Here is a 25,576-nt window from a genome sequence, read left to right on the forward strand (position 1 = left end):
TATGCAATTACTCGATATTCGCAATCTCACGATAGAGTTGCGCACCTCAGAAACCGTAATTCGTGCGGTTGATAGGGTCAGCATGACCTTAAAAGAAGGTGAAGTGCATGCTTTGGTTGGCGAGTCTGGCTCTGGTAAAAGCTTAATTGCAAAAGCCATTGTTGGGGTTTTGAACAAACGCTGGCATATCACCGCAGATCGCATGCACTGGCGTGGTGTTGATTTGATGCGCTTATCTAACGAGCAGCGCCGTAAACTGGTGGGTCAAGACATTGCTATGATCTACCAAGACCCAAGCCGCTGCCTAGACCCTACTGCAAAAATATTTGATCAAATTGCCGAAACCCTACCCGCTGAGGCCATCAGCGGCTTTTTCTTAAAGCGTAATAAACAGCGTAAAGATAGAGTAAAAGCGTTAATTCATAAAGTGGGTATTAAAGATCATAAAAAAGTGCTCGACAGCTACCCCCATGAACTCTCTGAAGGTATATGTCAAAAAGTGATGATTGCGATGGCAATTGCCCGTACTCCTAAGCTATTAATTGCCGATGAGCCAACAACTGCACTTGAAAGTACCACTCGCGCACAAGTATTTAGGCTATTAAAAAGCTTGAATCAGCTAAAGAATATGTCAATTTTAATGATCTCTCACGAGCTTGAAGAAATCATCGACTGGTCTCATGGCATGCATGTACTTTATTGCGGACAAATGGTTGAAGCAGGTCCAACTAATCGCATCTTTAGTCAGCCATACCATCCATATACTCAAGCACTTTTGAAAAGTTTGCCTGACTATGAGCAAGGTCTAGCACACAAAGAACCGTTTTATGCATTAAAAGGCACCATTCCAACCTTACAGCATTTGCCAATAGGTTGCCGATTAGGCCCACGATGCCCGCAAGCGCAAAAAGAATGTGTGGTTACACCTAAGTTAACCAAGCATCATAGCCATAGTTATGCCTGTCATTTCCCATTGATTAAGGCGATGAAATAATGCAACCACTGCTCAAAGTTCAAGCGTTATCAAAGAGTTTCAACCTACGTGCTGGCTTATTTTCACGTAAGCGCTTCTCTGTTTTAAAAGATATTTCGTTTTGTTTAGGTCAAGGCGAAACCATTGCGATTATCGGGGAAACAGGCTCAGGCAAAAGTACCTTAGCTAAATTGCTCTCTGGAGCCGATAACGCCGATAAAGGACAAATTCTACTCGATGGTAATATCATCGAAAATGATGGCTTACGTGATAATGACTGTCGCCACATCCGTATGATATTCCAAGATTCTGAGGCGTCGTTGAATCCGGGTTTAACCATTGGTGACATGCTTAACGACTGCTTACAGTACAACACTGACTTAAACAAAGAAGAGCGTGAAGATAAAATAAAGCAAACCCTCGCAAAAGTTGGATTGCTATTAGATCATCAATACTATTACCCGCATATGTTTAGTAGTGGCCAATTGCAACGTATAGCGCTTGCAAGAGCTTTAATTTTAGATCCTAAAGTGGTAGTGCTCGATGAAGCATTATCGTCTCTAGACCCATCTGTGCGCGCACAAACGGTAAACTTATTACTGCGTCTACAAAAAGATACCGGGCTTAGCTATGTGCTAATTACTCATCATCTAAGTCTGGTGCGCCACATAAGCGACCAACTCGTAGTACTTGATCACGGTGAGATTGTTGAATACGGCCAAACCGAAGAGATTTTTCAAAACCCGCAATCAAGCGTAACGCAGAAATTGTTGAATTGCTGACAGTGAGCTGTCAGTTTGATTCGGCGTTAAAAACGCCTCCTACGCGAGCATGTTGATATCTCTATTAACTCTACTCTTTTACCTTACAGCTTTTACACTTCTTCTCTGTCACCATGACTTGGTGGTGTAGATGTAACGATAAAATGCAGTGGTTCAGTACCTTGATTACTTAGCTGATGAACTTGTCCAGCACTTACATGCAAACCTTGTTGCGCAGTGAGTTTGTGTATTTGGCCATCAAGTTCAATGGTGGCACAGCCACTAAGTACGAAGAAAAATTGTTCGGCATGCTTATGATAGTGTTTTACTTCAGCCTCACCTACTGGGACATGCTCTTGAATAACACTCAGCGCATTAGACTTTACCAAATGCCAACCGTCGCAATTGTTACCCCATGTATAATGATCTGCGCTTTTTTTGTCTATGATACTCAAAACTTTTTATACATCCCTTGGCTTTGTGGTGCGACAAACTTGTAGCCAAGCTTTTCATAAAAGCCTGGTTTGTCAGCCACCATAGTGACATAACTACCTTCAAAGGCGGCAGATTCAATGTAACGGTCAATATGTTCCATAATGACACGTCCTAACCCTTGGCCTTGATATTCTGGTGCGACTGCAATATCAACCACTTCAAAATTACAGCCTCCATCACCAATTACACGGCCCATGCCAATCAACTCATCGTTTTTACGAATACAAATAGCATAAAGAGAGTTTGGCAATCCCGCCTTTGCAGCCGCTAATGAACGTGCTGATAAGCCAGCTTTAAGGCGCATATCACAGTATTCTTCAGCGCTTGGTAGCTGCTCTATTTGACTGTACTCCATAAATGCTCCTTTTGATACCAATTCACGAGTTGAAATTACCTACAAAGGTAACAAAAAAGGCGCCAGTAGGCGCCTTTTATTTAACTCATTTTGCTAACTATTCAGCAGCTTGAGTCGCTTGTGGTACTTGCACTTCAGCTTGTGCTTTTAGTGCTGCAATAAATACCATGTAGTTTTTATTCACTTGAGCCATCGTGATGTTTTGCTTTTGTTGCTCGTTAATTTCAACGTCAGCCGCTGGATTAACTGCTTTTAGCGCAACAATTGCCGCATCGCCATTGTTTAGGTCAACAACTTCAACCTCTGGTGCACCTTGTGGGTGAGCCATTTTGAAAGCTTGTTGAACAATCGCTGGTGACACAGTGTAAGCTTGACGACCCAGTGCAGCTTCTTGGCGTACTGTTAAGCCTTCAGCTTGTGCAACCTCGTTTAAGCTCTTACCTGCTTCAATATCAGCGTAAAGTGTGCGCGCTTTTTCTTTAGCAAGCTCAGATGCTTTTTGTGCAACCAAAGTCGATTTAATTTGCTCAGAAACATCTGCTAGAGCTTTTGTTGTCGCTGCTTTGTGATCATTTACACGAACAACAACAGCATGCTCATCACCTACTTCAATTACTTCTGAGTTCATGCGATCTTCTAGCACTTCAGGTGAGAAAATAGCAGCCACAACTTGTGGGTTGTTAAGCGGCTCAGGTAACGCATTACGAGTTACTAGTTCTGTTTTCTGTACTTCAACGCCTGCAGCTTCTGCTGCATCAATTAAGGTATCTGAAATCTCGAACGCTAGCTCACCCATTTGAGTTTGCTTTTCATAGAACGCATTAATTTTCTTAGTACGCTCAAGTTCAGCACGAAGCTCATCTTTAACGTCAGCATATGGTTTAACTTGCTGCGTTTGAATATCAGTAAGCTTGATAATGTGATAACCAAACTCAGATTCTACAACGTCAGAAATGTCACCTTTGTTTTCAAGTGCATAAGTTGCATCTTCAAACGCAGGGTCCATCATGTCACGTTCAATCCAATCAAGGTCACCGCCCATTTCAGCACTAACTACATCATCAGAAGATGTCTCAGCTAGCTCAGCAAAATCAGCGCCGTTTTGTAGCTGCGCTAGTAGCTCTTCAGCTTTCGCTTTTGCGGCATCATCGTCTTCACTGTTATCAATTAAGATATGTGATACACGACGTTTTTCAGGCTCAACATATTGTGCGCTGTTTTGGTCGTAGTAAGCTTTGATGTCTTCTTCTGAAACACTTGAATCAAGTGTTAAGGTGGCAGCATTTAAATCGATATAGCTTACAGATACTTGCTCTGGCGCTAAGAATTGCGGTTGATTTAATTCATAGTAATCAGCAATTTCTTGCTCTGTTACTGCAATGCCTTCTTGTAATGATTCTTTTGTCACAACAAGATAGTCGATGCTACGTGTTTGCTGTTGTAGAGCTACGCTATTGTTTAATTCGTTTTCTAAGATGAAATCAGTACCAGCAACCGCACCAACTAATTGGCTACGTGTCATGTCTTCGCGTAAATATTCACGGAAAGCATCTGGTTGGAAATTCATTTGACGAATAACTTGTAAGTAGCGGTCGTTGCTGAACTGGCCGCCTACTTGGAAGTAAGGCATTTCTAAAATTGCTTTACGAACACTTTCATCACTTACACGAAGACCTAATTCTGCCGCTAGTTGAGTTTGCAATTCTTGTTGTACTAAACGGTCGATTACACCTTGGCGAATTTGTGCCATGTAATTTGGATCAGCAGCGATCTGTGCGAAGTATTCACCAAATTGTTGTTCTAAACGGTTACGTTCGTTTTGATATGCACGGCTGAATTCGGTTTGGCTAATTTTAACTCCATTTACTTCTGCAACGGGTTGCTCTGTGGTTTGTCCTAAATAACCACCGATCCCAGCTAAAGCAAAAGATAAAATCACCGCGCCTAAAATAATTTTGGCTGCAGGTCCCTGCGAACCTTCTCTGATTTTCTCAAGCATTTATCTATCTCTATTCTGATCAGGTACAAATTAACCCTGCTCATGTAAAAAAAGCGTATCTTACCAGATACGCTTTTTCACTTGAAGTAACTGGTGATAAGTTACCTAAATTCAATTTAAGTGCGATTAGGTATCTCTCACCAACTAATCTTTAATGATTAGTTTACTGCGTCTTTCAGCGCTTTACCTGCTTTGAAAGAAGGAATGTTTGCTGCAGCAATCTGGATAGTCTCACCAGTTTGCGGGTTGCGACCTGAACGCGCTGCACGCTCACGTACAGAGAAAGTACCAAAGCCAACTAGCGCTACAGAATCGCCATCTTTTAGAGCGCCTGAAACAGCCTCGATGAATGAATCTAGTGCACGACCTGCAGCCGCTTTAGAAATGTCAGCGTCAGCTGCGATTTGATCGATTAATTGAGATTTATTCACAATATCATCCTCTTTCATTGTTATTATCAAGAGCGATTGTTTTTATTAAAAAATAACATCACTGTTTTGAAAATTGATGAGCAAATTAAGTTTATGCTCAGTTTATTATATTTTTCTCAACCCTAGGCCACATAAGGCCTAGGCTTGAAAACTAGTGCTTAACTTATCATACCCTTTGTATTTGAAAAGCCCCTAAATGCACTTTTTTGCGGTTTTTTACTGGTTTTTTTCTGTTTCGACAGAAAAACTCTCAACTGGATGCTTCAACGCCAGATTTAAAACGTCATCAATCCATGTAACTGGGTGAATTTCAAGGCCCTCTAATACGTTATCAGGGATCTCTTTTAAGTCACGTTCGTTAATTTTTGGAATAATAACGGTTTTAATACCACCGCGATGTGCTGCCAGAAGTTTTTCTTTTAAGCCACCAATTGGTAACACTTCACCACGTAAAGTGATTTCACCAGTCATAGCCACATCTGAGCGAACCGGGTTACCAGTTAGGCTAGATACCAAACCGGTTACCATGGCAATACCAGCACTTGGGCCATCTTTTGGTGTTGCACCTTCTGGCACGTGAACATGAATGTCACGTTTTTCATAAAAATCGCTATTAATGCGTAGCTTTTCAGCACGATTACGAACTACCGTCATCGCTGCCTGAATTGACTCTTGCATTACATCACCAAGCGAACCGGTGTAAGTTAGCTTGCCTTTACCTGGAACCGCAGCTGATTCGATAGTAAGTAAATCACCACCTACTTCAGTCCACGCAAGGCCCGTTACTTGACCAATACGGTCGCCGTCTTCTGCTTTACCATAGTCAAAACGCTGTACACCCAAGAACTCTTCAAGGTTGCTATCGTTGATAAGTACTTTTTTAGTGTCTTTATCAAGCAGGATGTTTTTAACTGCTTTACGGCATAATTTTGACACTTCACGTTCTAAGTTACGAACGCCCGCTTCACGTGTGTAGTAGCGGATAATGCCAATGATTGCACTGTCGGCAATCTCAACTTCATGCTCTTTTAAGCCATTGCGCTTAACTTGTTTTGGAATTAAGTGCTGTTTTGCAATGTTTAGCTTCTCGTCTTCGGTATAACCAGATAAACGAATAACTTCCATACGGTCTAATAATGGACCCGGAATATTAAAGCTATTCGAAGTTGCCACGAACATCACATCAGATAGATCGTAATCAACTTCTAAGTAGTGATCGGCAAAATGGCTGTTTTGCTCTGGGTCAAGTACTTCAAGTAATGCTGATGCTGGGTCGCCACGCATATCTGATGACATCTTATCGATTTCATCTAATAAGAATAATGGATTCTTCACACCGACTTTAGTCATATTCTGGATTAATTTACCAGGCATAGAACCAATGTAAGTACGGCGGTGACCACGGATTTCCGCTTCATCACGAACGCCACCTAATGCCATACGCACATATTTACGACCCGTAGAACGTGCGATTGATTGACCAAGTGAGGTTTTACCGACACCAGGAGGACCTACTAAACATAAAATTGGGCCTTTTAGCTTATTAGTGCGTTGCTGCACCGCTAGATACTCAATAATACGTTCTTTAACTTTATCTAAGCCGTAATGGTCACTATCTAAAATCTTTTGTGCGCCAGCTAAGTCTTTTTTCACCTTAGAGCGTTTTTTCCAAGGTACATTGATAAGCGTATCAATGTAAGAACGCACAACGGTTGCTTCAGCCGACATCGGCGACATCATTTTTAATTTAGTTAACTCAGCGTTCGCTTTTTCTTGCGCTTCTTTAGGCATACCTGACTCTTCGATGCGTTTTTTAATTGCTTCGAATTCATCGGGTACATCATCAAGTTCGCCAAGCTCTTTTTGAATCGCTTTCATTTGCTCATTGAGGTAATACTCACGCTGCGATTTTTCCATCTGCTTTTTCACGCGAGTACGGATTTTCTTCTCAACTTGCAGTAAGTCAATCTCGCCTTCCATCAGCGCCATTAAGTACTCAAGACGCTCAGTAACATCGGCAATCTCAAGTACTTTTTGCTTTTCAGGTATCTTAAGTGGCATGTGTGCTGCCATAGTATCAGCAAGACGTGCGGCTTCATCGATACCTGACACAGAAGTAAGTACTTCAGGTGGGATCTTCTTATTAAGCTTTACATAGCCTTCAAATTGGCTAATTGCGCTGCGAATAAAGATATCTTGCTCTTGCTCGTCGATATGGCTTGATTCAATGAACTGTGCTTCAGCAACAAAGAAATCATCGTTATCTAAAAACTTTTCAACGCTCGCACGTTGTGTGCCTTCAACAAGCACTTTAACGGTGCCATCAGGTAACTTTAATAACTGAAGTACTTTGGCAATGGTGCCAACACGGTAGATATCATCTTGCTGCGGATCATCAACAGAGGCGTCTTTTTGCGCCACTAGGAAAATTTGTTTGTCCTTGTCCATCGCCGCTTCTAGGCATTTTATTGATTTTTCACGACCAACAAATAGCGGGATCACCATGTGTGGGTAAACCACTACATCGCGCAGTGCCAACACGGGGATTTCGACTCGATCTGTTCTCTCAAGCGTCATTATATTCTCTTCGCACTTCATTTATTTTAAAGATTACTCAAGTATATGGGGATATGTAAGGGAAAGTTCAACATATTTGTAAAAAAAGGAGCCTTTGGCTCCTTTTTCGTGTTTAACTGCTCAACTTTTAAACTATTACAGCTTTATTCTGATGCAGCTTTGTCTTGGTTACCGCTTTGGTAAATCAAAATTGGGTCTGATTCACCTTTAATAACGGTTTCATCAATAACCACTTTGCTAACATCATCCATTGAAGGTAGCTCATACATAGTATCTAGTAATACACCTTCAACAATTGAACGTAAGCCACGAGCACCCGTTTTACGTTCCATTGCTTTATGAGCAATAGCACTTAGTGCATCTTCACGAAACTCAAGCTCAACATCTTCCATAGCAAACAATGCAGAGAATTGTTTAGTTAATGCATTTTTTGGTTCGCTAAGAATTTGAATAAGTGCAGCTTCGTCTAGCTCTGTTAATGTCGCAACAACCGGAAGACGACCAATGAACTCTGGAATTAAACCGTATTTAACTAGATCTTCTGGTTCAACATCTTTAAATGTTTCGCTTAGGCTGCGGCTACCTGATGATTGCTTAACTTCAGCGCCAAAACCAATACCAGTATTCTTATGGCTACGTTGCTCAATCACTTTATCTAGGCCAGCAAATGCACCGCCACAAATAAACAGAATCTTAGATGTATCTACTTGTAAAAATTCTTGCTGTGGATGTTTACGACCGCCTTGCGGTGGCACAGACGCAACAGTACCTTCAATTAGCTTAAGTAAAGCTTGTTGCACACCTTCACCTGATACATCACGAGTAATTGATGGGTTATCAGACTTTCGAGAAATCTTGTCAATTTCATCAATGTAAACAATACCGCGCTGTGCTTTTTCTACATCGTAATCACATTTTTGCAGTAGCTTTTGAATAATGTTTTCAACGTCTTCACCAACATAACCAGCTTCAGTTAATGTAGTTGCATCAGCCATAGTAAATGGAACGTCAAGTAAGCGTGCCATAGTTTCAGCAAGTAATGTTTTACCACTACCTGTAGGACCGATTAATAGGATATTACTCTTACCAAGCTCAATGTCCGCATTGATTGTTTGATTGCGCAAACGTTTATAATGATTGTATACCGCCACCGACAGCACTTTTTTCGCGTGGTCTTGGCCAATCACGTAATCATCTAGGTGATCACGAATCTCTTTCGGCACAGGCAGTTTATCAGACGCATTATGCTTCGGCGCAATGTCTTTGATTTCTTCCCTGATAATATCATTACACAGCTCAACACATTCATCACAAATGTATACTGAAGGGCCAGCAATTAATTTGCGAACTTCGTGCTGGCTTTTGCCGCAAAAAGAGCAATATAACAATTTATTACTTTTGTCGCCGTCTGTAGGAGTGTCAGACATTCAGCTACCTCATTTATTACGTTGGCAGTAGCATAAGGCTACTGCTAATTCACTATGTTTAACTATATCAAAGAATATCAGTTTTCGCATAGTAAAGGGTGATAGCTAACAATACGTTATTATTAGCTATTCAGATTACTTCGATTCGCGGCTTGAAAATACTGAATCAACTAGGCCGTATTCAACTGCTTCACTAGCAGTCATAAAATTATCACGGTCAGTATCACGAGAAACAACTTCTAGTGGCTGGCCAGTATGTTCAGCCATTAATCGGTTTAATTTATCTTTGATTGATAAGATTTCACGTGCATGGATCTCAAAATCAGATGCCTGACCTTGGAAGCCACCTAATGGTTGGTGGATCATCACGCGTGAGTTAGGTAAACAGAAACGCTTACCTTTAGCACCCCCTGACAGTAAAAATGCACCCATGCTTGCCGCTTGGCCAACACAAATAGTGCTTACATCAGGTTTAATAAAATTCATTGTATCGTAAATCGCCATACCCGCAGTCACAGAACCGCCTGGCGAATTAATATAAAGATAAATATCTTTTTCTGGGTTTTCTGATTCTAAAAACAGCATTTGCGCAAGAATCAAATTTGCCATGTTATCTTCTACTTGGCCAGTTAAGAAAATAATGCGCTCTTTTAAAAGACGTGAGTAAATATCATATGAGCGCTCGCCTTTAGCTGTTTGCTCAACAACCATAGGGACTAGTGCGTTTAGAGGGTCTGTCATACCGCTATTCATTCTTATTTAATTCCTTATCCGCTGCGACTCATCCTTACTATAAGGAAAGCACATTTATAATAATGTTAATTAAGCTGCCTATTCAATCTTTATAACTATATAGGAACTTATCAGAATAATTTCAATCCTAGCCGAAAAAAGTTCTGAAATAACATCAGTATTGTTGGTTTTTTTGAAACTGATACCACAAACTAAAATGGCCCGAGTACGCTGTATAAATACAGGGTAACACGAGCCATTTAATCGCTAGCGAGAGCTTAAGTCAATGACTTATTAAGCACCTTGCTGTGGATTCATGATGTCGTCGAATGCTTTTTCAACGTCAGTCACGTTTGCTTTAGCTAGGATTGCTTCAACTGCTTGCTCTTCCATAGCTACGTTGCGCATTTGCTGCATAAGCTGATCGTTTGCTTTGTAGTACTCTACTACTTCAGTTGGATCTTCGTATGCAGAAGCTACAGTTGCAATTAACTCTTCAACTTTAGCGTCGTCAACTTTAAGCTCGTTCGCTTTAATTACTTCACCTAGTAATAGGCCAGTTTTAACGCGAGTTACAGCTTGCTCGTGGAATAATTCAGCCGGAAGCTCAGGCATGTTTTTAGCGTCGCCACCGAAACGTTGTGCAGCTTGCTGACGTAGTGCATCAATTTCTTGATCTACTAGCGCTTTTGGCACTTCGATTTCGTTGTTAGCTAAAAGACCTTTGATAGCTTGGTCTTTAACGTTAGCTTTAACCGCTTGGTCAAGCTCACGTGTCATGTTCTTTTTAACTTCTTCTTTAAGAGCGTCAACACCGCCTTCAGCTACACCGAATTTAGTTGCGAACTCGTCATTAAGCTCAGGAAGCTCTTGAGTTTCAACTTTCTTAACAGTGATTGCGAAAGTAGCTGCTTTACCTTTAAGGTTTTCAGCATGGTACTCTTCAGGGAATGTTACTTCAGCAACAACTTCTTCGCCCGCTTTTTTGCCAACGATGTTGTCTTCGAAACCTGGGATCATACGACCTTGACCAAGTTCTAGTGGGAAGTCTTCAGCTTTACCGCCTTCAAACTCTTCGCCTTCGATAGAACCAACGAAGTCGATAGTTACACGGTCGTTCTCGCCTGCAGCTGCGTCAACTTCAGCCCAAGAAGCGTGTTGCTTACGTAAAGTTTCTAGCATGTTAGCTAGGTCTTCGTCAGTTACAGATACAGCTGGTTTTTCAACAGCGATTTTATCTAAACCTTGAATTTCAACTTCTGGGTAAACTTCGAAAGTTGCATCGAATTCTAAATCTTTACCAGCTTCTAACGCTTTAGGAGCGAAAGTAGGTGAACCAGCTGGGTTAATTTTTTCAGAAACGATAGCTTCGATGTAGTTGCGTTGCATTAATTCGCCAGCAACTTCTTGACGTACTGCAGCACCGTAACGCTTGTTGATGATAGACGCTGGTACTTTACCAGGACGGAAACCATCGATACGCTGGGTTTTAGACAGTTGTTGTAAGCGTTTTTTTACTTCAGTCTCAACGTTCTCTGCAGGAACGGTGATGGTCAGACGGCGCTCAAGGCCTTGAGTCGTCTCAACAGAAACTTGCATGATTTACCTCAATCTTCAATTTTGGCGACTTTTCGCCTTCCTTACAAACAAGGTGATCTCCATGAGTGATAGCAAGTTTTAACGCTGAATATTTCAACTTAAAACGGCGCATTGTAACCATGAGATACCATTGCTGCTTTGCCTCTATGGGCACTATGTTAAACAATAGACGCGGCATTATAACCTAATATTTATGATAGTCGAGTCTGGGGGGCAATTATTTGGCGTATATAGCAGCAAACAGCGTTTAAGTGCGTAAAAAACGAACGCAAAAAATAACAAAAGAGAATTAAGCTGATTTAAAAGGTATTGAAAAGAATTAAGTAGCTTCGGCTAGAGGGAGTGAAGCTTAAATTTTAAAAGAGGTCGGTAATGCAGTATTTGAACCTGCGACTGAATTGGAGGTACCCAAACCAATCGTTCTATGACCTTAAACTCTTTAAAAGTGGTCGGCGATGCAGGATTTGAACCTGCGACCCCTTGGACCCAAACCAAGTGCGCTACCAAACTGCGCTAATCGCCGATACTGAGAGAAGTTTTGAAAATTAAAACCACTTAAAAAGTGGTCGGCGATGCAGGATTTGAACCTGCGACCCCTTGGACCCAAACCAAGTGCGCTACCAAACTGCGCTAATCGCCGATATCTTAGAGTAAATTGGGGTGACTGATGGGGCTCGAACCCACGACAACCGGAATCACAATCCGGGGCTCTACCAACTGAGCTACAATCACCACGGCATTTACATATTTTCAAATGGCGCACCCGGAAGGATTCGAACCTTCGACCAACGCCTTAGAAGGGCGTTGCTCTATCCAGCTGAGCTACGGGCGCATCGAAAACTTCATAAGTTTGCCTGTAAGCACCATTTACAAAAAGTAAAGTGGTCGGCGATGCAGGATTTGAACCTGCGACCCCTTGGACCCAAACCAAGTGCGCTACCAAACTGCGCTAATCGCCGATGCTTACTATTGTTTGCGAGTGACCTCGTTAACAACGGGGTGCATAATAGTGATTTGACCGAGTTAGGTCAAACATTTTTTTAAGAAAATAATTCAATCGGTCACTTTTAGTTCATAATGGTTAAATATTGCAAATATAAGCTAAAATTTGAACTCTTTTTTATAAAGTAGCGCTTTATATAAGATTGCATCTTGGCGCTATGATGCTTTTCTGCGAAAATACGCAATATAAATAAATATGATCAAACAAACATGATTTGTGTATCCACGCCCCCTTCATTGGATAATCATATTTAGATGTATCAGTATCAAGTTAACTAACCCCAATTAAAGGTCACCCATGACGGCAAACATCATCGATGGTAAGGCAATAGCTAAACAAGTACGCAGCAATGTAGCAGAGCGAGTTGCAGAGCGTGTAGCGAATGGATTACGCGCTCCAGGACTAGCAGTTGTGTTAGTTGGTCAAGATCCGGCTAGCCAAGTGTATGTTGGTTCTAAACGTAAAGCATGTGAAGAAGTCGGCTTTATATCTAAGTCTTACGATTTACCTGGCGACACGACTGAGCAAGACTTACTTGCATTAATAGATCAACTAAACGAAGACAAAGAAGTAGACGGTATATTAGTACAATTGCCTTTACCGCAAGGTCTTGATGCTGAAAAAATTCTTGAGCGCATCACACCACATAAAGATGTTGATGGGTTTCACCCTTATAACATTGGTCGCTTAGCTCAGCGTATGCCGGCACTTCGTCCATGTACTCCAAAGGGGATTATTACCCTACTCGACTCTACCGGTGTTCGCTACAAAGGTATGCATGCAGTCGTTGTTGGTGCGTCTAACATTGTTGGTCGCCCTATGTCACTTGAGCTATTACTTGCTGGCTGTACAACCACGGTATGTCATAAGTTTACTCAAGATTTAGAAACGCATGTTCGCCGCGCTGATTTATTAGTTGTTGCGGTTGGTAAACCTGAGTTCATTCCGGGTGATTGGATTAAAGAAGGTGCTATCGTAATCGATGTGGGCATTAACCGTCTTGAATCTGGCAAGCTTGTTGGTGATGTTGAATACGATATTGCTGAACAAAAAGCACATTTCATTACACCAGTACCTGGTGGTGTTGGCCCGATGACAGTGGCAAGCTTAATCGAAAACACACTTGAAGCTTGTGAAAATTATCACAGCTAAGAAAAATTACTTTAGTAAAAGGGCTGCCAATTGGCAGCCCTTTTTTATTAGCTTGTTTGTTGCTTTAACAATCTTAGCTTTAACATATGAGGTAGCACTGAAAATATGATCATCAAAAACATCAGTAGGTATTGCCAGTCTTGATACTGTTCGTTTATGAGCACAACAGCACACACTATTCCCGCTATTGGGTTGGCAATGGTGCCAAATGAAAACTCAGCTACACTCATGCGCCCTAATAACCAAACATACAGAGTATAGGCAATGGCTGTATTGGGAACGATTAACCAAAATAGCGCAATATATTGAAGCGCTGAAATAGGCTCAAATACTACTTGGTATTGCTCTGGGTTTAGCACGCTTCCATCAATAAAAGCAGCAAGCAATAATAGGCTGCCTCCAATGATTAATTGCCAAGTAAGTACGACCCACCAATGTATATGCACAGACAAGCTTTGTACTAAGGTACTACCAATTACAATAGTAAGTAAGGCACCAAATAAAGCCGCAACTCCTAATACATTCAATGCCACATAAGCGGGGTCAAATAATAGCCATGCAAGCACGACCAATGCCATAGCGCTGAATGCTTGAACTTTTGCTGGGCGCTGCCCTTTGGCAAGCCATGCATATAATAAAGCGACAACAGGCACTGAAACCATTCCCACACCTGCAATTGCTGCTGGAAGGTTGACTGCCATAATAAAAATAAAGGCAAAAAACAGCGCTATATTCACAGCACCTAAAGTCAGTAAACTGGGCCACTGCGAACGAGTCGGCAAACTAGGCTTAAGCAATAAAAGTAATAATCCTGCAGGTAAAGCACGCAATGCGCCTAATAAAAGTGGCGGCCAATCAGGTGTGGCATATTTGGTCACTGCATAGGTGGTGCCCCATAAGAAGGCGGGGATCATGGCAAGTATAATATTCAAAGTCTGTCCTTGTTAATACGAAGAGATGCCAATGTGAAACCTCAAGCAAAGTTGAGGTCAATAGCTATACCATCTAAAAACAAAAAAGGTTGCCACGTTGGCAACCTTTTGATGGGTAATGTCTCAATTGAGGCTTATGCTTTACGCCATGTTGTTTTACCAGCAGAATCTTCTAGTACAACACCAAGCGCATTAAGAGCATCGCGCGCTTCATCAGCAGCCGCCCAATCCTTGCTAGCACGGGCTTCATTACGTTTTGCAATTAACGCTTCGATGTGTGCAACTTCGTCATCAGCTTGACCACCTTGTAAAAAGGCTTCTGGATCTTGTTGTGCCACACCTAGTACCTCTGCAACACTGCGCAATACATAAGCAAGTTTTCCTGCTTGCTCTGCATCGCTATCTTTCACACGATTTAGCTCTTTTGCTAATTCAAATAACACTGGTAGCGCTTCTGGTGTGTTAAAGTCATCATCCATCGCTTTTCTGAATTTAGCCACATATTCATTGCTGGCTAAATCACACTCAATTGGTGCTACGCCACGCAGTGCAGTGTAAATTCGCTCAAGAGAAGAGCGCGCTTGCTCAAGGTTTTCTTGTGAATAGTTAAGCTGACTACGGTAGTGGCCTGAAATTAAGAAGTAACGAACTGACTCAGCATCGTACTCTTTTAATACGTCACGTACGGTAAAGAAGTTGTTTAATGACTTAGACATCTTCTCTTTATTAACCTGAACCATACCTGTGTGGATCCACGTATTTACGTACTTGCCGTTATTTGCACAGCATGACTGAGCAATTTCGTTTTCATGGTGCGGGAACTGTAAATCTGAACCTCCACCATGAATATCAAAGTGTTCGCCTAAGTGCTTAGAGCTCATTGCCGAGCACTCAATATGCCAACCAGGACGACCCTCACCCCAAGGAGATGACCATGAAGGCTCACCTGGCTTAGCTTTTTTCCAAAGCACGAAATCAAGTGGGTCTTGCTTATCTTGAGCAACTTCAACACGTGACCCTGCTTGTAGCATAGTTAGGTCTTGTTGTGACAAAGCACCATATTGCTCAAATGTAGAAACATCAAACAATACATCACCATCTGCAGCAACATAGGCATGGCCTTTAGCAATTAAACGCTCAACCATAGCGATGATTTCATCCATATGGTTTGTCACTGTTGGCTCAACATCAGGACGCAGCATATTTAAGCTGTCGAAGTCTTCATGCATCGCTTTGGTCATACGAGTCGTTAAATCATTAATTGACTCGCCATTTTCGTTAGCACGCTTAATGATTTTATCGTCAACATCGGTGATGTTACGTACATATTTTAAATCGTAGCCAATGTGACGTAGGTAACGCACAATCACGTCAAAACCAACGAAGGTACGGGCATGACCGATGTGACAGTAATCATAAATGGTGATACCACACACGTACATGTCGATTTTGCCATCAACAAGGGGTTTAAACTGCTCTTTTTGTCGCGTAAGTGTGTTGTAAATTTGTACCATTTATAAAATGTCCTTAACGGTGTTTCGAGATTCTCTATGGTAACACTTGCAAAGCCGCTGCTCTAGCGCTTTATCAATTGAATAAGCACTTTGTTAATCGTTTTAAACAAGCTCTTTGTTAATCAAAGATAACTACTATAAAATAGCCCCATTATTAAACCAGATATAGGAAACCTCATGGTTGTACTACACACAAACTTTGGTGACATCACTATCAAGATGCACGAAAGCGACGCACCAAACACAGTTAAAAACTTCTTAGAGTATGCAAACTCTGGCTTTTACAACGGTACTATCTTCCACCGTGTAATTGATGGTTTCATGGTACAAGGCGGTGGTTTTGAGCCAGGTATGGTGCAAAAAGAAGTGAACAACCCTATCGAAAATGAAGCAAATAATGGCCTTGCTAATAAAGTAGGTACATTAGCAATGGCACGTACGCCGGATCCACATTCAGCGACTGCGCAGTTCTTCATTAACGTTAACGACAACGACTTCTTAAACTTCAGCAGTGAAACATCACAAGGCTGGGGCTACTGCGTGTTTGCAGAAGTTGTTGAAGGTATGGACGTGGTTAACAAAATTAAAGGTGTTGCTACAGGTAGCGCTGGTTTCCACCAAGACGTACCTCTTGAAGATGTAATCATCGAAAAAGTAACGGTTAGCTAATTTAATCGTTTAGTCATTTTAAGCGGGCCATTGCCCGCTTTTTTGCGAGTAACCATGAAACAAAGTTATTTTATTGCCGATCTCCATTTAACAGAAAACCGCCCAGACATTACTGCGGCATTTTTTAATTTTCTTGATAGTAAGATTATTAATGATGACGTTGATGCGCTGTATATTTTGGGAGACTTTTTTGAAGTATGGGTCGGTGATGACTATCAAACTGAGCTTTCAAAGAGTGTTGCCGCACGTTTACGCCAAGTAAGCAAAAGTGGTACTGAGGTGTTTTTTATTCATGGCAACCGCGATTTCATAATGCGCGAAGACTATGCAAAAAGCGCGAGTATGACTTTATTACCTGAGCAGGTTGTTATTGATCTATACGGGACGCCCACAGTTATCCTGCACGGTGATGAAATGTGTACTCAAGATGTTGAGTACCAAAAGTTTCGTAAAAAAAGTCGTGGTTGGTGGTGGCCAAAATTAATGCTCGCTATGCCGCTTTGGTATCGCAAGAAAATTGCCCGCAACGCCCGAGAAAAATCAAAACAAAGCCAAGCTGGCAAAGCGTTAGAAATTCTAGATGTTACTGAGGATGCGGTATTAGCCATGTTCGAAAAACATCAAGTTACGAATATGATCCACGGTCATACCCACCGCCCAAATGTGCACCATTATAATCTAGCCGATAAAACTTTGACGCGCACCGTCTTAGGTGACTGGTATGAGCAAGGTTCATATTTAAGAGTTACGCCCGAGCAACAAAAACTAGTCCACACTCCCTTTAAATCGCTGACATTTTAACTATGCTTTAACTATTATTGTAAAAAACGCATTATCTATGATTAGTCGGTTGAGCCTTTTTTCTTGCTGTTTACTATTTAGTTTTTCAATCAATTGTCAAACTTGGCAATTGGTAACAGAGCCTTATCCTCCTTATTTTATTGATAACTCAAGTAAGCCTGGCTGGCTTCACGAAGTAATAATTGCAGCGCTTAAAACCCAAAAACAAAAAGCCACCATTGAACACACCCATTGGGCTCGGGCATTAAAACTCGCAAAGCGCCATAAACGAGTAGCGGTGCTGGGGGCATTTTATACCGAGCAACGTGCAAGAAATTTTACATATTCGCAATCCTTGGCAACTGCACATACCGTTTTATTCAAGCGTGTTGATAACAAAGTAACCTACACAGGTTCACTATATTCATTAAAGCCTTATACAATTAGTAAAGGTGAAGACTATGTAGTTAGTGAAGAGTTTGAACATCACCCAGAATTGAGTGTGACAACAACAGGAAGCTTAATTGAAAGCTTATTATTATTGAAGCATGGTCGTGTTGATTTAGTAGCAGGCACTAAAGAAGTTGCCTTGTATTGGCTCGAGAATAGCGAACGCTTAAAGCAAGCAAAGCCAACAGAGTTAGAAATAATCACTCCTTACCTTGCAACTCAACAATTGCATGTAATCACCGAAAAAAAACACCCTCAAGGGGAGCTTTTTCAACAAAGTTTATATTTAGGCCTAAAAGCGATTATGGCGTCTGGTAAACTTTTAGAGATACTGGAGCGATATGAGCTGAATGAAAGTGAAATGAGTCATATTACGCAACTATACGAGCAAGCCTACTCTAACTAACCGTGCTCTTCTGCACGATTGGCAAAGTGATTTTAAACTTCGTTGCTATACCCTCAGGTAAGTCAGTATTTGCAACTAGTTGGATTTTTCCGTTTAGAACACTCGTAACCCACTCATGTACAAGGTACAAACCTAACCCTGTATGGCCATGCTTTCGAGATGTTGTAACAAAGGGATCAAATAAGTTGCTACGTAATGAGTCATCAATACCACAGCCATTATCAGAAATAGTAATACAAACGTCACCTTGTTGATTTAAATAAACATGTAATTGAATCAATTTGTCATCAAGCTCGTTAAAAGCGTGAGAAACTGCATTAACGATTAAACTCTCGATAACCTGCGAGATAACTCCAGGACGACTCGTGATATCTTTTTTGACATCGATGTAAGTTTCTATTGTTACTTGTGAGGCTTTAAAGCGAGACTTTAAACCAAGTAATAGATCACTGATGACTTTTTCGATATTAAAACTAACGAGCTGATCATTTGAGCGGTCATGTGCCATTTCCTTAAAGCTTTTAACATGAGAGATAGCTTTATCTAAATTAACCCTTGATATCAATAGGTTGTCGTCAATTTTTTCAACGCTAGACTCTAAGAACTGCTTAGTGAAGCCTTCATCTATTTTATCTTTGAGTTGTTGATTAATTAATTGCGCATTCGATAATGAAATTGCAGCACCACCGAGTGGCGTATTCATTTCATGAGCTACACCTGCCACCATTAAACCAAGTGATGACAACCTTTGCGCTTCAATAAGCTCACCTTGTAATTGATGTTGCTGCTTTATATAACGTTGTAATTTGGTATTGGCAGCTAACAGTTCTTGCTGCTCTTGCTCTAGGTGTGATCTGGCTTTTATAATTTTACGCTGATCTCGATAACTACGTTTCAGATACAAACCAGAAATTGATATTAAGGTAACAGCACAAGCTAACGCTATAATAAAAGATCGTAAAATAATCTCGTTTTGCACCGAATCATCAGCCTCTACTAGGACAACAATATCGTTTGTGCCAGCTGCGTTTTTATTGCCTAAATTCATTTTTAAAAAGCTAGTTGCATGACTATGTGATGCAATAAGCTCCTGAGATTTAGGCAGCTGGGTAATTGCTTGCCATAATTGGCTATCTTCATTACCTAATGTCAGCATTGATTTTTCTCGCATGAACCCCCACTCTTTTTCTTTCTGAGGGTGTAATAACCAATAACCTTCACCATTAATTAATTGTATTTGTGCTTGTAAGGTACTGAGTGACTTTATTTGCTGTAAGGTTTTCGATAAGTCAAAGTTGACAACCACTAGCCCATCTAATACAAAGTTATCGCTTGTGGTTCGATAAGATGCTCGCAATGTCGGCTCATGGGGTGTAACAACAGCCCCGCGCTCTACATTTAAATCTATTGGGGAGATATAAACTTCACCCTGACTGTGCTCCATTCCCTCGGTAAAATAATAACGGCTACTTTTATTTTGTAACTGTTGTTTTGGTACTAGCTCTGCTTGCCCTGTTTTAAAGTTAACCCGAACCTTTTCTTGGCCTTTTCTATCTAACCAACGTATTTGCGAAATGTTTTCTGCTGCTAAACCAAAGTTCACAAAATGGATTTGTATCTGTTCCTCAAGTAATGCGATTTCATCACTTTGCTTTAATATGTCATCGGCTACCAGCAACTGAACCACTTTACGTACATCACCAAGCTCACGGCTTAAGGTGTTGTGAGCGGCAAGTAAGGTGTTATCTTGCAAAAGCGTGACACTACTTTTTTGTATTTGATATTGAATTACATAAACCATCAAGCTTAATAATAAGCTAACAGCAGCCATGACCATAAATTTAAAAAGTAGACTTTTTTTCAGTGACTTATATTGGCTTGTTACTTCTACCATACTAGTTATTTAGACCTGCCCTTTAGCCATTGCAATGCATCATCATAAAACATGGGTTTTGCATAATAGTAGCCCTGCCCTATGTTACACCCAGCTTCAATAAGCCAGTTATGCTCGGCTTCTGTTTCAATGCCCTCTGCCGTTACTTCAAAGCCAAATTTATCTGCCAGCAACATAATCATTTCGATAATGTGTTGGTTAGATTTTGACTCTTGGATGTTAGTCACAAAACAGCGATCTATTTTTATTATCTGCGCAGGTATTTCACTAATATGGGCAAGCGACGAATAGCCAGTACCAAAATCATCAATACTAATTTTTATACCTAAACCCGCAAAACGACATAAGCATGCGTTAATTTTTTCATAGTCAAAAATCGCTTGAGTCTCTGTTACTTCAAGCTCTAATAACGAAGGCGATATATCATACTCTTCAATACGTGCGGCAATCTCAACAAAGTAATCATCGGCTAACAAATCAAACGTAGATGCATTAAACGCAATTGGCAAGCTAATGCCCTGCTCTGCAAATTGCTTAATCGTTTGCATTATCTTATCGAAAATAAGCTTATCCAACTCACTAATAAGTCCCGCAGTTTCGGCAAGTTCGATAAACTCATCGGGCCTAACAAATGTTCCATCGTCTCTTTGCCATCGCGCCAGTGCTTCAAAACCAACCACTTCATTTGTGGTTAAATTAACCTTGGGTTGTAGCGCTACTTGGAGCTCTTTGTTACGAATTGCGGTGCGCAACTCTTGCATCAATTCATAGCGCCGTGTAATAGCTTTAGTATTGTCTAATGTATAATAAAGAAGTTCAGCTCTCTGTGTGTTTTCTTCGTTAAGGGTGGATTCTGCAAGGTTAAAAATTTGCTCAGCATTATGTTGTTCAAAGGCGATTAGTTGCATAACTAAAATACGCACATCTAAAAACTGCCTTACTCCATCAATTTCAAAAGATTGACGTTTTAAAGAGTCAACAATACTCTCATCTTCAAATGCATGACTTGAAACTAAAACACCTAAACTATCACTTTTAAATACGGCAATACGAGGGTGATACGGCGCCAATGCTTGCAAAATATTCTCGAGCATTTTGAGATGTGTTTTTTTACAAAATTCATGACCAAACCGAAAAGACTTTTCGTCAAACTGGAGTATCTCAAATACCACTAGCTGAGTTTCAGACTGTTCGTATTTGTTCATATTATCGATTTCGCGCTGTAACCAGTTTCTATTGGGTATATTTAGCGTTATGTCGGTATATGCAAGCTCAGTAAGGCGGTTCATCAGTGCGATATTCGAAAAGCCCGTACTGACATTTTCACTAAAAACTTTGAGTAAAAATACATTATGCTCATCAATTGGCGTATCTGATTTTACAATCGTGATGTAGAAGCTAATATCAACATCACTGGTATCAAAGTAAAAAACACTATAATGCTCAGAGAAAACGTGTTCTTTTTTTTCTCTGGCTAAAATATAGGATTGTTGTGCTTCTTCACTGAGCAAATCTGTGCTGAGGTCTTTACCATCAAGCCCCCTAAAGCAGCCGATACTAGTAAGAACTTTAGGATGTTTATCAAAGTGCTTTTCATTACCAACACATAACACGCCGCCTCCCTTAGATAGGTGCAAAATTTTACCTATCTCATCTAGCACCGCATGGGAAAACGCACGTATATCGTGTTTACTATTAATGCTTCTTGCTGCATCGAGTACTAGCTGAAGCCCTTGTTTAGCATTTGAGATTTGCGAAATGTATTGATAAGTACGAAGGTGGCTACTAACGATAGATTTAAGCTTATCTACCGTCATGTCTGACTTATTCCAATACTCGTCGATATCAAGCGATTGCATGACTTGTGGTTCAGGGGCAAAGCTTGGCTGCCCTGTTAATAGCACTATGCGTATATCGTTGTTACCTAATACATGGCGAATGGTATTCACAAGCCGTAGGCCTGAATCATCTTCTTCCATCACCACATCAAGAAATACAATAGCGATGTCTTTATGTCGGGATAATACAGATGATGCCTCTGACACTGAATTCGCGGTCAGTACCTCCAGTGACTGATTGTCATCGAAAGATATAGCATTAAAACTATTTAATAATGCTTGTTGATAGTTTAGGTCGTCTTCAACCGTTAATATTTTCCATTTTTTTTGAGTATGCGTTTGTTCAGAAGCACTCTCTTTAAACTCGAAAAACTCATTAGAATCACGCATAACGTCTCCTTTTGACAACTTATGATTCTATTTTACGAACATTAATAGATATCTAGGTCAAACGTAGTACAAAATATTTAAAGGTACAAATATTTCCTTGAAGGTAAAAATAAGTAAGTCTCGGAAAAGTAATAAAAATTATAAACTACGACAAGGATAAGGCTTAATTATTAAGAAAACGGATTGTATAAGGTAGGATGAAGCAAAAGAGCGCCAAGCAAGCGCTCTTGGTTATTTTTACGCAGGCACACCGCTATGGAACTTAAAATCTTCATCTGGGGTTGAAATAAGATCGGCTTCAAGCTGACCAAAGAATTCAACACGCTCTGTAATATCAAATTCACTGATTCCTTGAGCAAGGGTTAAATAGTCTTGGTAATGGCGGGCTTCAGAGCGCAGTAGTGAAATATAAAAATCACCTAAACGCTTATCTACATGTGGCGCTAATTTAGCAAAGCGCTCACATGAGCGGGCTTCGATATAGGCACCAATAATTAACTTATCAACTAAAGCATCTGGCTCGTAAGTTTTTACATGGCGCAGCATACCTTTTGCATAACGACATGGGGTAATACTTTTATATTCAATACCGTACTCATCCATGATCTCAAGTACTTGATAAAAGTGATGCAGCTCTTCTTTAATCAACATAACCATTTTATCGATGAGGTCTTGCCCATAAGGTGAGTTCGATTTTGGAATCATTGATTTAGTTAGCTTATTTTTATCTACAAGCTCACGCCAATCCCCTTCTCGCTTATAAATAAGCGTCTCAAATGGTTTTAACCACTCAAGTAAAGCGTCACTACTTTGCTTATCAACCGCGTACTTACGAATTAAAAACATCGCACTTTGCGCGGCCTTTAATTCACAAATTAAGTGGTCAATTAGAACTATATCTAAGTTTTCTTTTTTAGTTGCCGCAGCAATCCACTCATCGGGTGTTTCACACTTTAGAAAAGAATGAATGGGTGCTAACAAATCAGAATAAGGCACAGAATAACTTCTCATCAAAAATCTTGGTTTGATTTTACCACATAAATAAGTCCGCATTCCATGACCCACATCAGTGCAAAGTAATTTTCTATATGCACTAAAGAGTTACATTTAATCGACTATTTCGTCTATTTCAGCTTCTTGACAAGACTTAATTACTGAACCATAACTTAATCAAAGCTGTACAAAAATAAAACAGCTCATATTCCTTTTTTACAGGGGCAATAATTATGATTCTAAACCACTTATGGGGCTTGTACGCTCACCCACTCGAAGAATGGCAGACAATTGATAACCGTCACGAAAGCTTGCGCTATAGCTTATCGCATATATTATTAATTGCCTGTATCCCTTCTATTATGGGCTACTATTCATCAGTTTATTTGGGCTGGAGTATCGGTTCAGGTGAGGCAGTATACCTCACCCATGATAGTGCATTACTTATCGCAGTTGCGATGTACTTTGCACTGATTGCGGGCGTTTTTGCTCTTGCTTATTTAGCACATTGGATGGCTGTGACCTTTGGTGCAAAACCTACGTTTACACAAACTCTAGAGCTTGCAGCTTACACAGCAACGCCGGTGTTTATGTCTTCATTTGCCGCATTTTTACCTGAGCTATGGTTTGTGGTATGTGTTGGTCTTGTTGCTTTAGCTTACTCTGTTTACTTGCTTTACACTGGAGTGCCAATTTTAATGCACATTCCTGAAGAGCGAGGCTTTATTTATGCCAGTTCAGTAGTCACTTGTGGGCTAATATTACTGGTAATTATTTTAGCTGCGACGGCTATTTTATGGACTAACGGAATTGTCCACCCTATGTTTACTTAGTTTCATTGTTACTATTCATTCTTTCGATAACAAAAAAGCGGCTGAGCCGCTTTTTTTATTTTTGGCTGTTGCGTCTCGTTAACGCTATCTCGCCATCGATATGAATATCTCTCTGAGGGAAAGCAATGGTAATGTTATTTTCTGCAAATAGTTTATAAATGCTAAAACGCAGCTCACTTCGCACTTGGCGAAGCGGCGCTTCTGATTCAGCACACACCCAGAAAATAGCGCTAAAGGTTAGAGAACTATCGGCAAAGTCATCAAATAACACTGACGATGCTGGCGTTTTTAAAATAGCTGGATGCTCATCAAGAATTTGTTTCATTAGCTTCTCAACCAACACAACATCTGAACCATAAGCAACACCAACGTTCACAAAAGAACGTGCATTACGGTCAATCAATGTCCAGTTTGTCACCGTGTTCTCTAATAAGTGACTATTTGGTACAAGCATATGCACGCCATCATTACGGCGGATACGGGTTGAACGAGTATTAATTGTCTCGACGACTCCTTTTGCATTGCCCACTTCTAAAAAGTCGCCAATACGGATTGGTCGTTCCCACATCAGTATCCAACCACTGATAAAATTGTTGATAATGTTTTGCGCACCAAACCCGACGCCTATTGCAATTGCACCAGAAACAAATGCAAAAGCTGTTAGAGGAATATTAAGTACTTCCAGCGAAGTAAAAACGAGAACGGCTATGGTAACGACCAGGTAAATGCGGGTGAATAGATGAACCGTGTCAGGACCTAAGTTTTTTGCCAGTAACGCTTTTTTAATTAATCGACCAATCCAGGTGACCACAAACCACATTAAAAACAGCGCCAAAGGGACTTGAATTACTTTAAGCACAGTAATTTGCACATCATTGTAGGTGAACAAAACAAACGATAGTGCAGATTGCAGATCAGCAAGGGTCATAAATTAACATTCCTAGTAAAAATCAGTTTGGTTCAGTTGTGACTAAGTTTAGCACGGCATAATAGGTGAAAACTTGGTAAATACTAAGTTCTTTATGCGCAATATGCGCTAATTATTAACTATTTTAGTCTACAGCTGCTATATACATAGAGAGAGCTTGAGGTTTCACAGGCTTTGAATAGCACGAGGAGAGCACAATGTCACAAATGACACTCACACAAAAACTTGCCACTTTACAACCTTTGGTTGATCTAAACTTATTTGAATCAAGTTTAGAGTACCGTAACCGCATCTTAAACTTACTTGCTGAGCAAGAGCACTCACTGAATTTAATAAACAAAGAGTTTGGCAACGCCATGCCAGAAAGCTTTGGCTCAGAGAAAAAGTTTGTGTTGGGTTACAACTAACCTATGGTGATGTATTACCAACAAGATTTAAATTGGCA

The 25,576-nt window shown here is 40.6% G+C and carries 22 protein-coding genes and 5 tRNA genes; 8 read left to right on the forward strand and 19 right to left on the reverse strand.

Annotation, left to right across the window (positions count from 1 at the left end; all coding sequences use genetic code 11):
- Window position 1: 1 nt before the first annotated feature.
- Together J8Z25_RS11625 and J8Z25_RS11630 are read left to right on the forward strand one after the other, a co-directional pair.
- Window positions 2-994 (forward strand): peptide ABC transporter ATP-binding protein, encoded by a 993-nt coding sequence (locus J8Z25_RS11625; RefSeq protein WP_130050998.1) that lies wholly within the window; start codon window positions 2-4, stop codon window positions 992-994.
- Window positions 994-1,755 (forward strand): ATP-binding cassette domain-containing protein, encoded by a 762-nt coding sequence (locus J8Z25_RS11630; protein WP_250661073.1) that lies wholly within the window; start codon window positions 994-996, stop codon window positions 1,753-1,755. The genes J8Z25_RS11625 and J8Z25_RS11630 overlap by 1 nt, the downstream gene beginning before the upstream one ends.
- A 92-nt stretch (window positions 1,756-1,847) precedes the next feature.
- On the opposite strand, the gene J8Z25_RS11635 is transcribed toward J8Z25_RS11630, so the two are convergent.
- The 13 genes from J8Z25_RS11635 to J8Z25_RS11695 all read right to left on the reverse strand — a co-directional run bounded on the left by J8Z25_RS11635 (window position 1,848) and on the right by J8Z25_RS11695 (window position 12,308).
- On the reverse strand, window positions 1,848-2,123 hold the full coding sequence (locus J8Z25_RS11635) for a cupin domain-containing protein (protein ID WP_250661074.1): 276 nt from the start codon (window positions 2,121-2,123) through the stop codon (window positions 1,848-1,850).
- A gap of 62 nt (window positions 2,124-2,185) precedes the next feature.
- Window positions 2,186-2,584, reverse strand: a complete 399-nt coding sequence (locus tag J8Z25_RS11640) for a GNAT family N-acetyltransferase (RefSeq protein WP_130050995.1) — start codon at window positions 2,582-2,584, stop codon at window positions 2,186-2,188.
- Between the two features lie 97 nt (window positions 2,585-2,681).
- Window positions 2,682-4,583, reverse strand: a complete 1,902-nt coding sequence (gene ppiD / locus J8Z25_RS11645; RefSeq protein ID WP_130050994.1) for a peptidylprolyl isomerase — start codon at window positions 4,581-4,583, stop codon at window positions 2,682-2,684.
- 158 nt (window positions 4,584-4,741) lie between these two features.
- Window positions 4,742-5,032, reverse strand: a complete 291-nt coding sequence (locus J8Z25_RS11650; protein ID WP_175580427.1) for an HU family DNA-binding protein — start codon at window positions 5,030-5,032, stop codon at window positions 4,742-4,744.
- Between the two features lie 198 nt (window positions 5,033-5,230).
- The gene (gene lon, locus J8Z25_RS11655; RefSeq protein ID WP_250661075.1) at window positions 5,231-7,591 is read right to left on the reverse strand and encodes an endopeptidase La; all 2,361 of its coding nucleotides are present in this window, start codon (window positions 7,589-7,591) and stop codon (window positions 5,231-5,233) included.
- A gap of 143 nt (window positions 7,592-7,734) precedes the next feature.
- Window positions 7,735-9,018 carry an ATP-dependent protease ATP-binding subunit ClpX gene (gene clpX / locus J8Z25_RS11660; protein ID WP_054562074.1) on the reverse strand — a complete coding sequence of 428 codons (1,284 nt, stop codon included), beginning with the start codon at window positions 9,016-9,018 and terminating at the stop codon, window positions 7,735-7,737.
- A gap of 135 nt (window positions 9,019-9,153) precedes the next feature.
- On the reverse strand, window positions 9,154-9,771 hold the full coding sequence (gene clpP / locus J8Z25_RS11665; protein ID WP_130050992.1) for an ATP-dependent Clp endopeptidase proteolytic subunit ClpP: 618 nt from the start codon (window positions 9,769-9,771) through the stop codon (window positions 9,154-9,156).
- A gap of 273 nt (window positions 9,772-10,044) precedes the next feature.
- Window positions 10,045-11,349, reverse strand: coding sequence for a trigger factor (gene tig / locus J8Z25_RS11670; RefSeq protein ID WP_054553149.1), 1,305 nt, complete (start codon window positions 11,347-11,349; stop codon window positions 10,045-10,047).
- Between the two features lie 446 nt (window positions 11,350-11,795).
- Window positions 11,796-11,872 (reverse strand) — tRNA-Pro (locus tag J8Z25_RS11675).
- A gap of 40 nt (window positions 11,873-11,912) precedes the next feature.
- Window positions 11,913-11,989 (reverse strand) — tRNA-Pro (locus J8Z25_RS11680).
- Window positions 11,990-12,005: 16 nt separating this feature from the next.
- A tRNA-His gene (locus tag J8Z25_RS11685) sits at window positions 12,006-12,081 on the reverse strand.
- Between the two features lie 23 nt (window positions 12,082-12,104).
- A tRNA-Arg gene (locus J8Z25_RS11690) sits at window positions 12,105-12,181 on the reverse strand.
- A 50-nt stretch (window positions 12,182-12,231) separates the two neighbouring features.
- Window positions 12,232-12,308: transfer RNA gene (locus J8Z25_RS11695), tRNA-Pro, on the reverse strand.
- A 341-nt stretch (window positions 12,309-12,649) separates the two neighbouring features.
- Between J8Z25_RS11695 and folD the strand changes: the two genes are divergently transcribed.
- Window positions 12,650-13,504 (forward strand): bifunctional methylenetetrahydrofolate dehydrogenase/methenyltetrahydrofolate cyclohydrolase FolD, encoded by an 855-nt coding sequence (gene folD / locus J8Z25_RS11700; RefSeq protein ID WP_130050991.1) that lies wholly within the window; start codon window positions 12,650-12,652, stop codon window positions 13,502-13,504.
- Window positions 13,505-13,551: 47 nt separating this feature from the next.
- Here the strand turns inward: folD and J8Z25_RS11705 are convergent, their stop codons facing one another.
- Window positions 13,552-14,436, reverse strand: a complete 885-nt coding sequence (locus J8Z25_RS11705; RefSeq protein WP_250661076.1) for a DMT family transporter — start codon at window positions 14,434-14,436, stop codon at window positions 13,552-13,554.
- 134 nt (window positions 14,437-14,570) lie between these two features.
- The gene (gene cysS, locus J8Z25_RS11710) at window positions 14,571-15,950 is read right to left on the reverse strand and encodes a cysteine--tRNA ligase (RefSeq protein WP_167657986.1); all 1,380 of its coding nucleotides are present in this window, start codon (window positions 15,948-15,950) and stop codon (window positions 14,571-14,573) included.
- A 177-nt stretch (window positions 15,951-16,127) separates the two neighbouring features.
- Between cysS and J8Z25_RS11715 the strand changes: the two genes are divergently transcribed.
- From J8Z25_RS11715 to J8Z25_RS11725, 3 genes are read left to right on the forward strand one after another with little or no spacing between them, the layout of a single operon-like run.
- Complete coding sequence (locus J8Z25_RS11715) at window positions 16,128-16,619, forward strand: peptidylprolyl isomerase (RefSeq protein ID WP_062569843.1); 492 nt, start codon at window positions 16,128-16,130, stop codon at window positions 16,617-16,619.
- A 54-nt stretch (window positions 16,620-16,673) separates the two neighbouring features.
- On the forward strand, window positions 16,674-17,420 hold the full coding sequence (locus J8Z25_RS11720) for a UDP-2,3-diacylglucosamine diphosphatase (protein ID WP_130050988.1): 747 nt from the start codon (window positions 16,674-16,676) through the stop codon (window positions 17,418-17,420).
- Between the two features lie 49 nt (window positions 17,421-17,469).
- Window positions 17,470-18,255 carry a substrate-binding periplasmic protein gene (locus J8Z25_RS11725; RefSeq protein ID WP_250661077.1) on the forward strand — a complete coding sequence of 262 codons (786 nt, stop codon included), beginning with the start codon at window positions 17,470-17,472 and terminating at the stop codon, window positions 18,253-18,255.
- On the opposite strand, the gene J8Z25_RS11730 is transcribed toward J8Z25_RS11725, so the two are convergent.
- From J8Z25_RS11730 to miaE, 3 genes are all read right to left on the reverse strand, one after another.
- On the reverse strand, window positions 18,248-20,149 hold the full coding sequence (locus J8Z25_RS11730) for a sensor histidine kinase (protein ID WP_250661078.1): 1,902 nt from the start codon (window positions 20,147-20,149) through the stop codon (window positions 18,248-18,250). The genes J8Z25_RS11725 and J8Z25_RS11730 overlap by 8 nt on opposite strands.
- A gap of 5 nt (window positions 20,150-20,154) precedes the next feature.
- The gene (locus tag J8Z25_RS11735) at window positions 20,155-22,377 is read right to left on the reverse strand and encodes a GGDEF/EAL domain-containing response regulator (protein WP_250661079.1); all 2,223 of its coding nucleotides are present in this window, start codon (window positions 22,375-22,377) and stop codon (window positions 20,155-20,157) included.
- A gap of 237 nt (window positions 22,378-22,614) precedes the next feature.
- The gene (gene miaE, locus J8Z25_RS11740; RefSeq protein WP_250662033.1) at window positions 22,615-23,373 is read right to left on the reverse strand and encodes a tRNA isopentenyl-2-thiomethyl-A-37 hydroxylase MiaE; all 759 of its coding nucleotides are present in this window, start codon (window positions 23,371-23,373) and stop codon (window positions 22,615-22,617) included.
- Window positions 23,374-23,603: 230 nt separating this feature from the next.
- Here miaE and J8Z25_RS11745 point away from each other — a divergent pair, with 230 nt between their 5' ends.
- Window positions 23,604-24,203: a Yip1 family protein gene (locus J8Z25_RS11745; RefSeq protein WP_130050971.1), complete on the forward strand. Its 600-nt coding sequence runs from the start codon at window positions 23,604-23,606 to the stop codon at window positions 24,201-24,203.
- A 55-nt stretch (window positions 24,204-24,258) separates the two neighbouring features.
- Here the strand turns inward: J8Z25_RS11745 and J8Z25_RS11750 are convergent, their stop codons facing one another.
- Entirely contained in the window at window positions 24,259-25,131 is an 873-nt protein-coding gene (locus tag J8Z25_RS11750) for a mechanosensitive ion channel family protein (protein ID WP_167657991.1), read from the reverse strand.
- A 197-nt stretch (window positions 25,132-25,328) separates the two neighbouring features.
- Between J8Z25_RS11750 and J8Z25_RS11755 the strand changes: the two genes are divergently transcribed.
- Window positions 25,329-25,538 carry a hypothetical protein gene (locus tag J8Z25_RS11755; protein WP_054561957.1) on the forward strand — a complete coding sequence of 70 codons (210 nt, stop codon included), beginning with the start codon at window positions 25,329-25,331 and terminating at the stop codon, window positions 25,536-25,538.
- Window positions 25,539-25,576 lie beyond the last annotated feature (38 nt).

This window comes from Pseudoalteromonas sp. SCSIO 43101 (assembly GCF_023650775.1).
Lineage (GTDB): Bacteria > Pseudomonadota > Gammaproteobacteria > Enterobacterales > Alteromonadaceae > Pseudoalteromonas > Pseudoalteromonas apostichopi.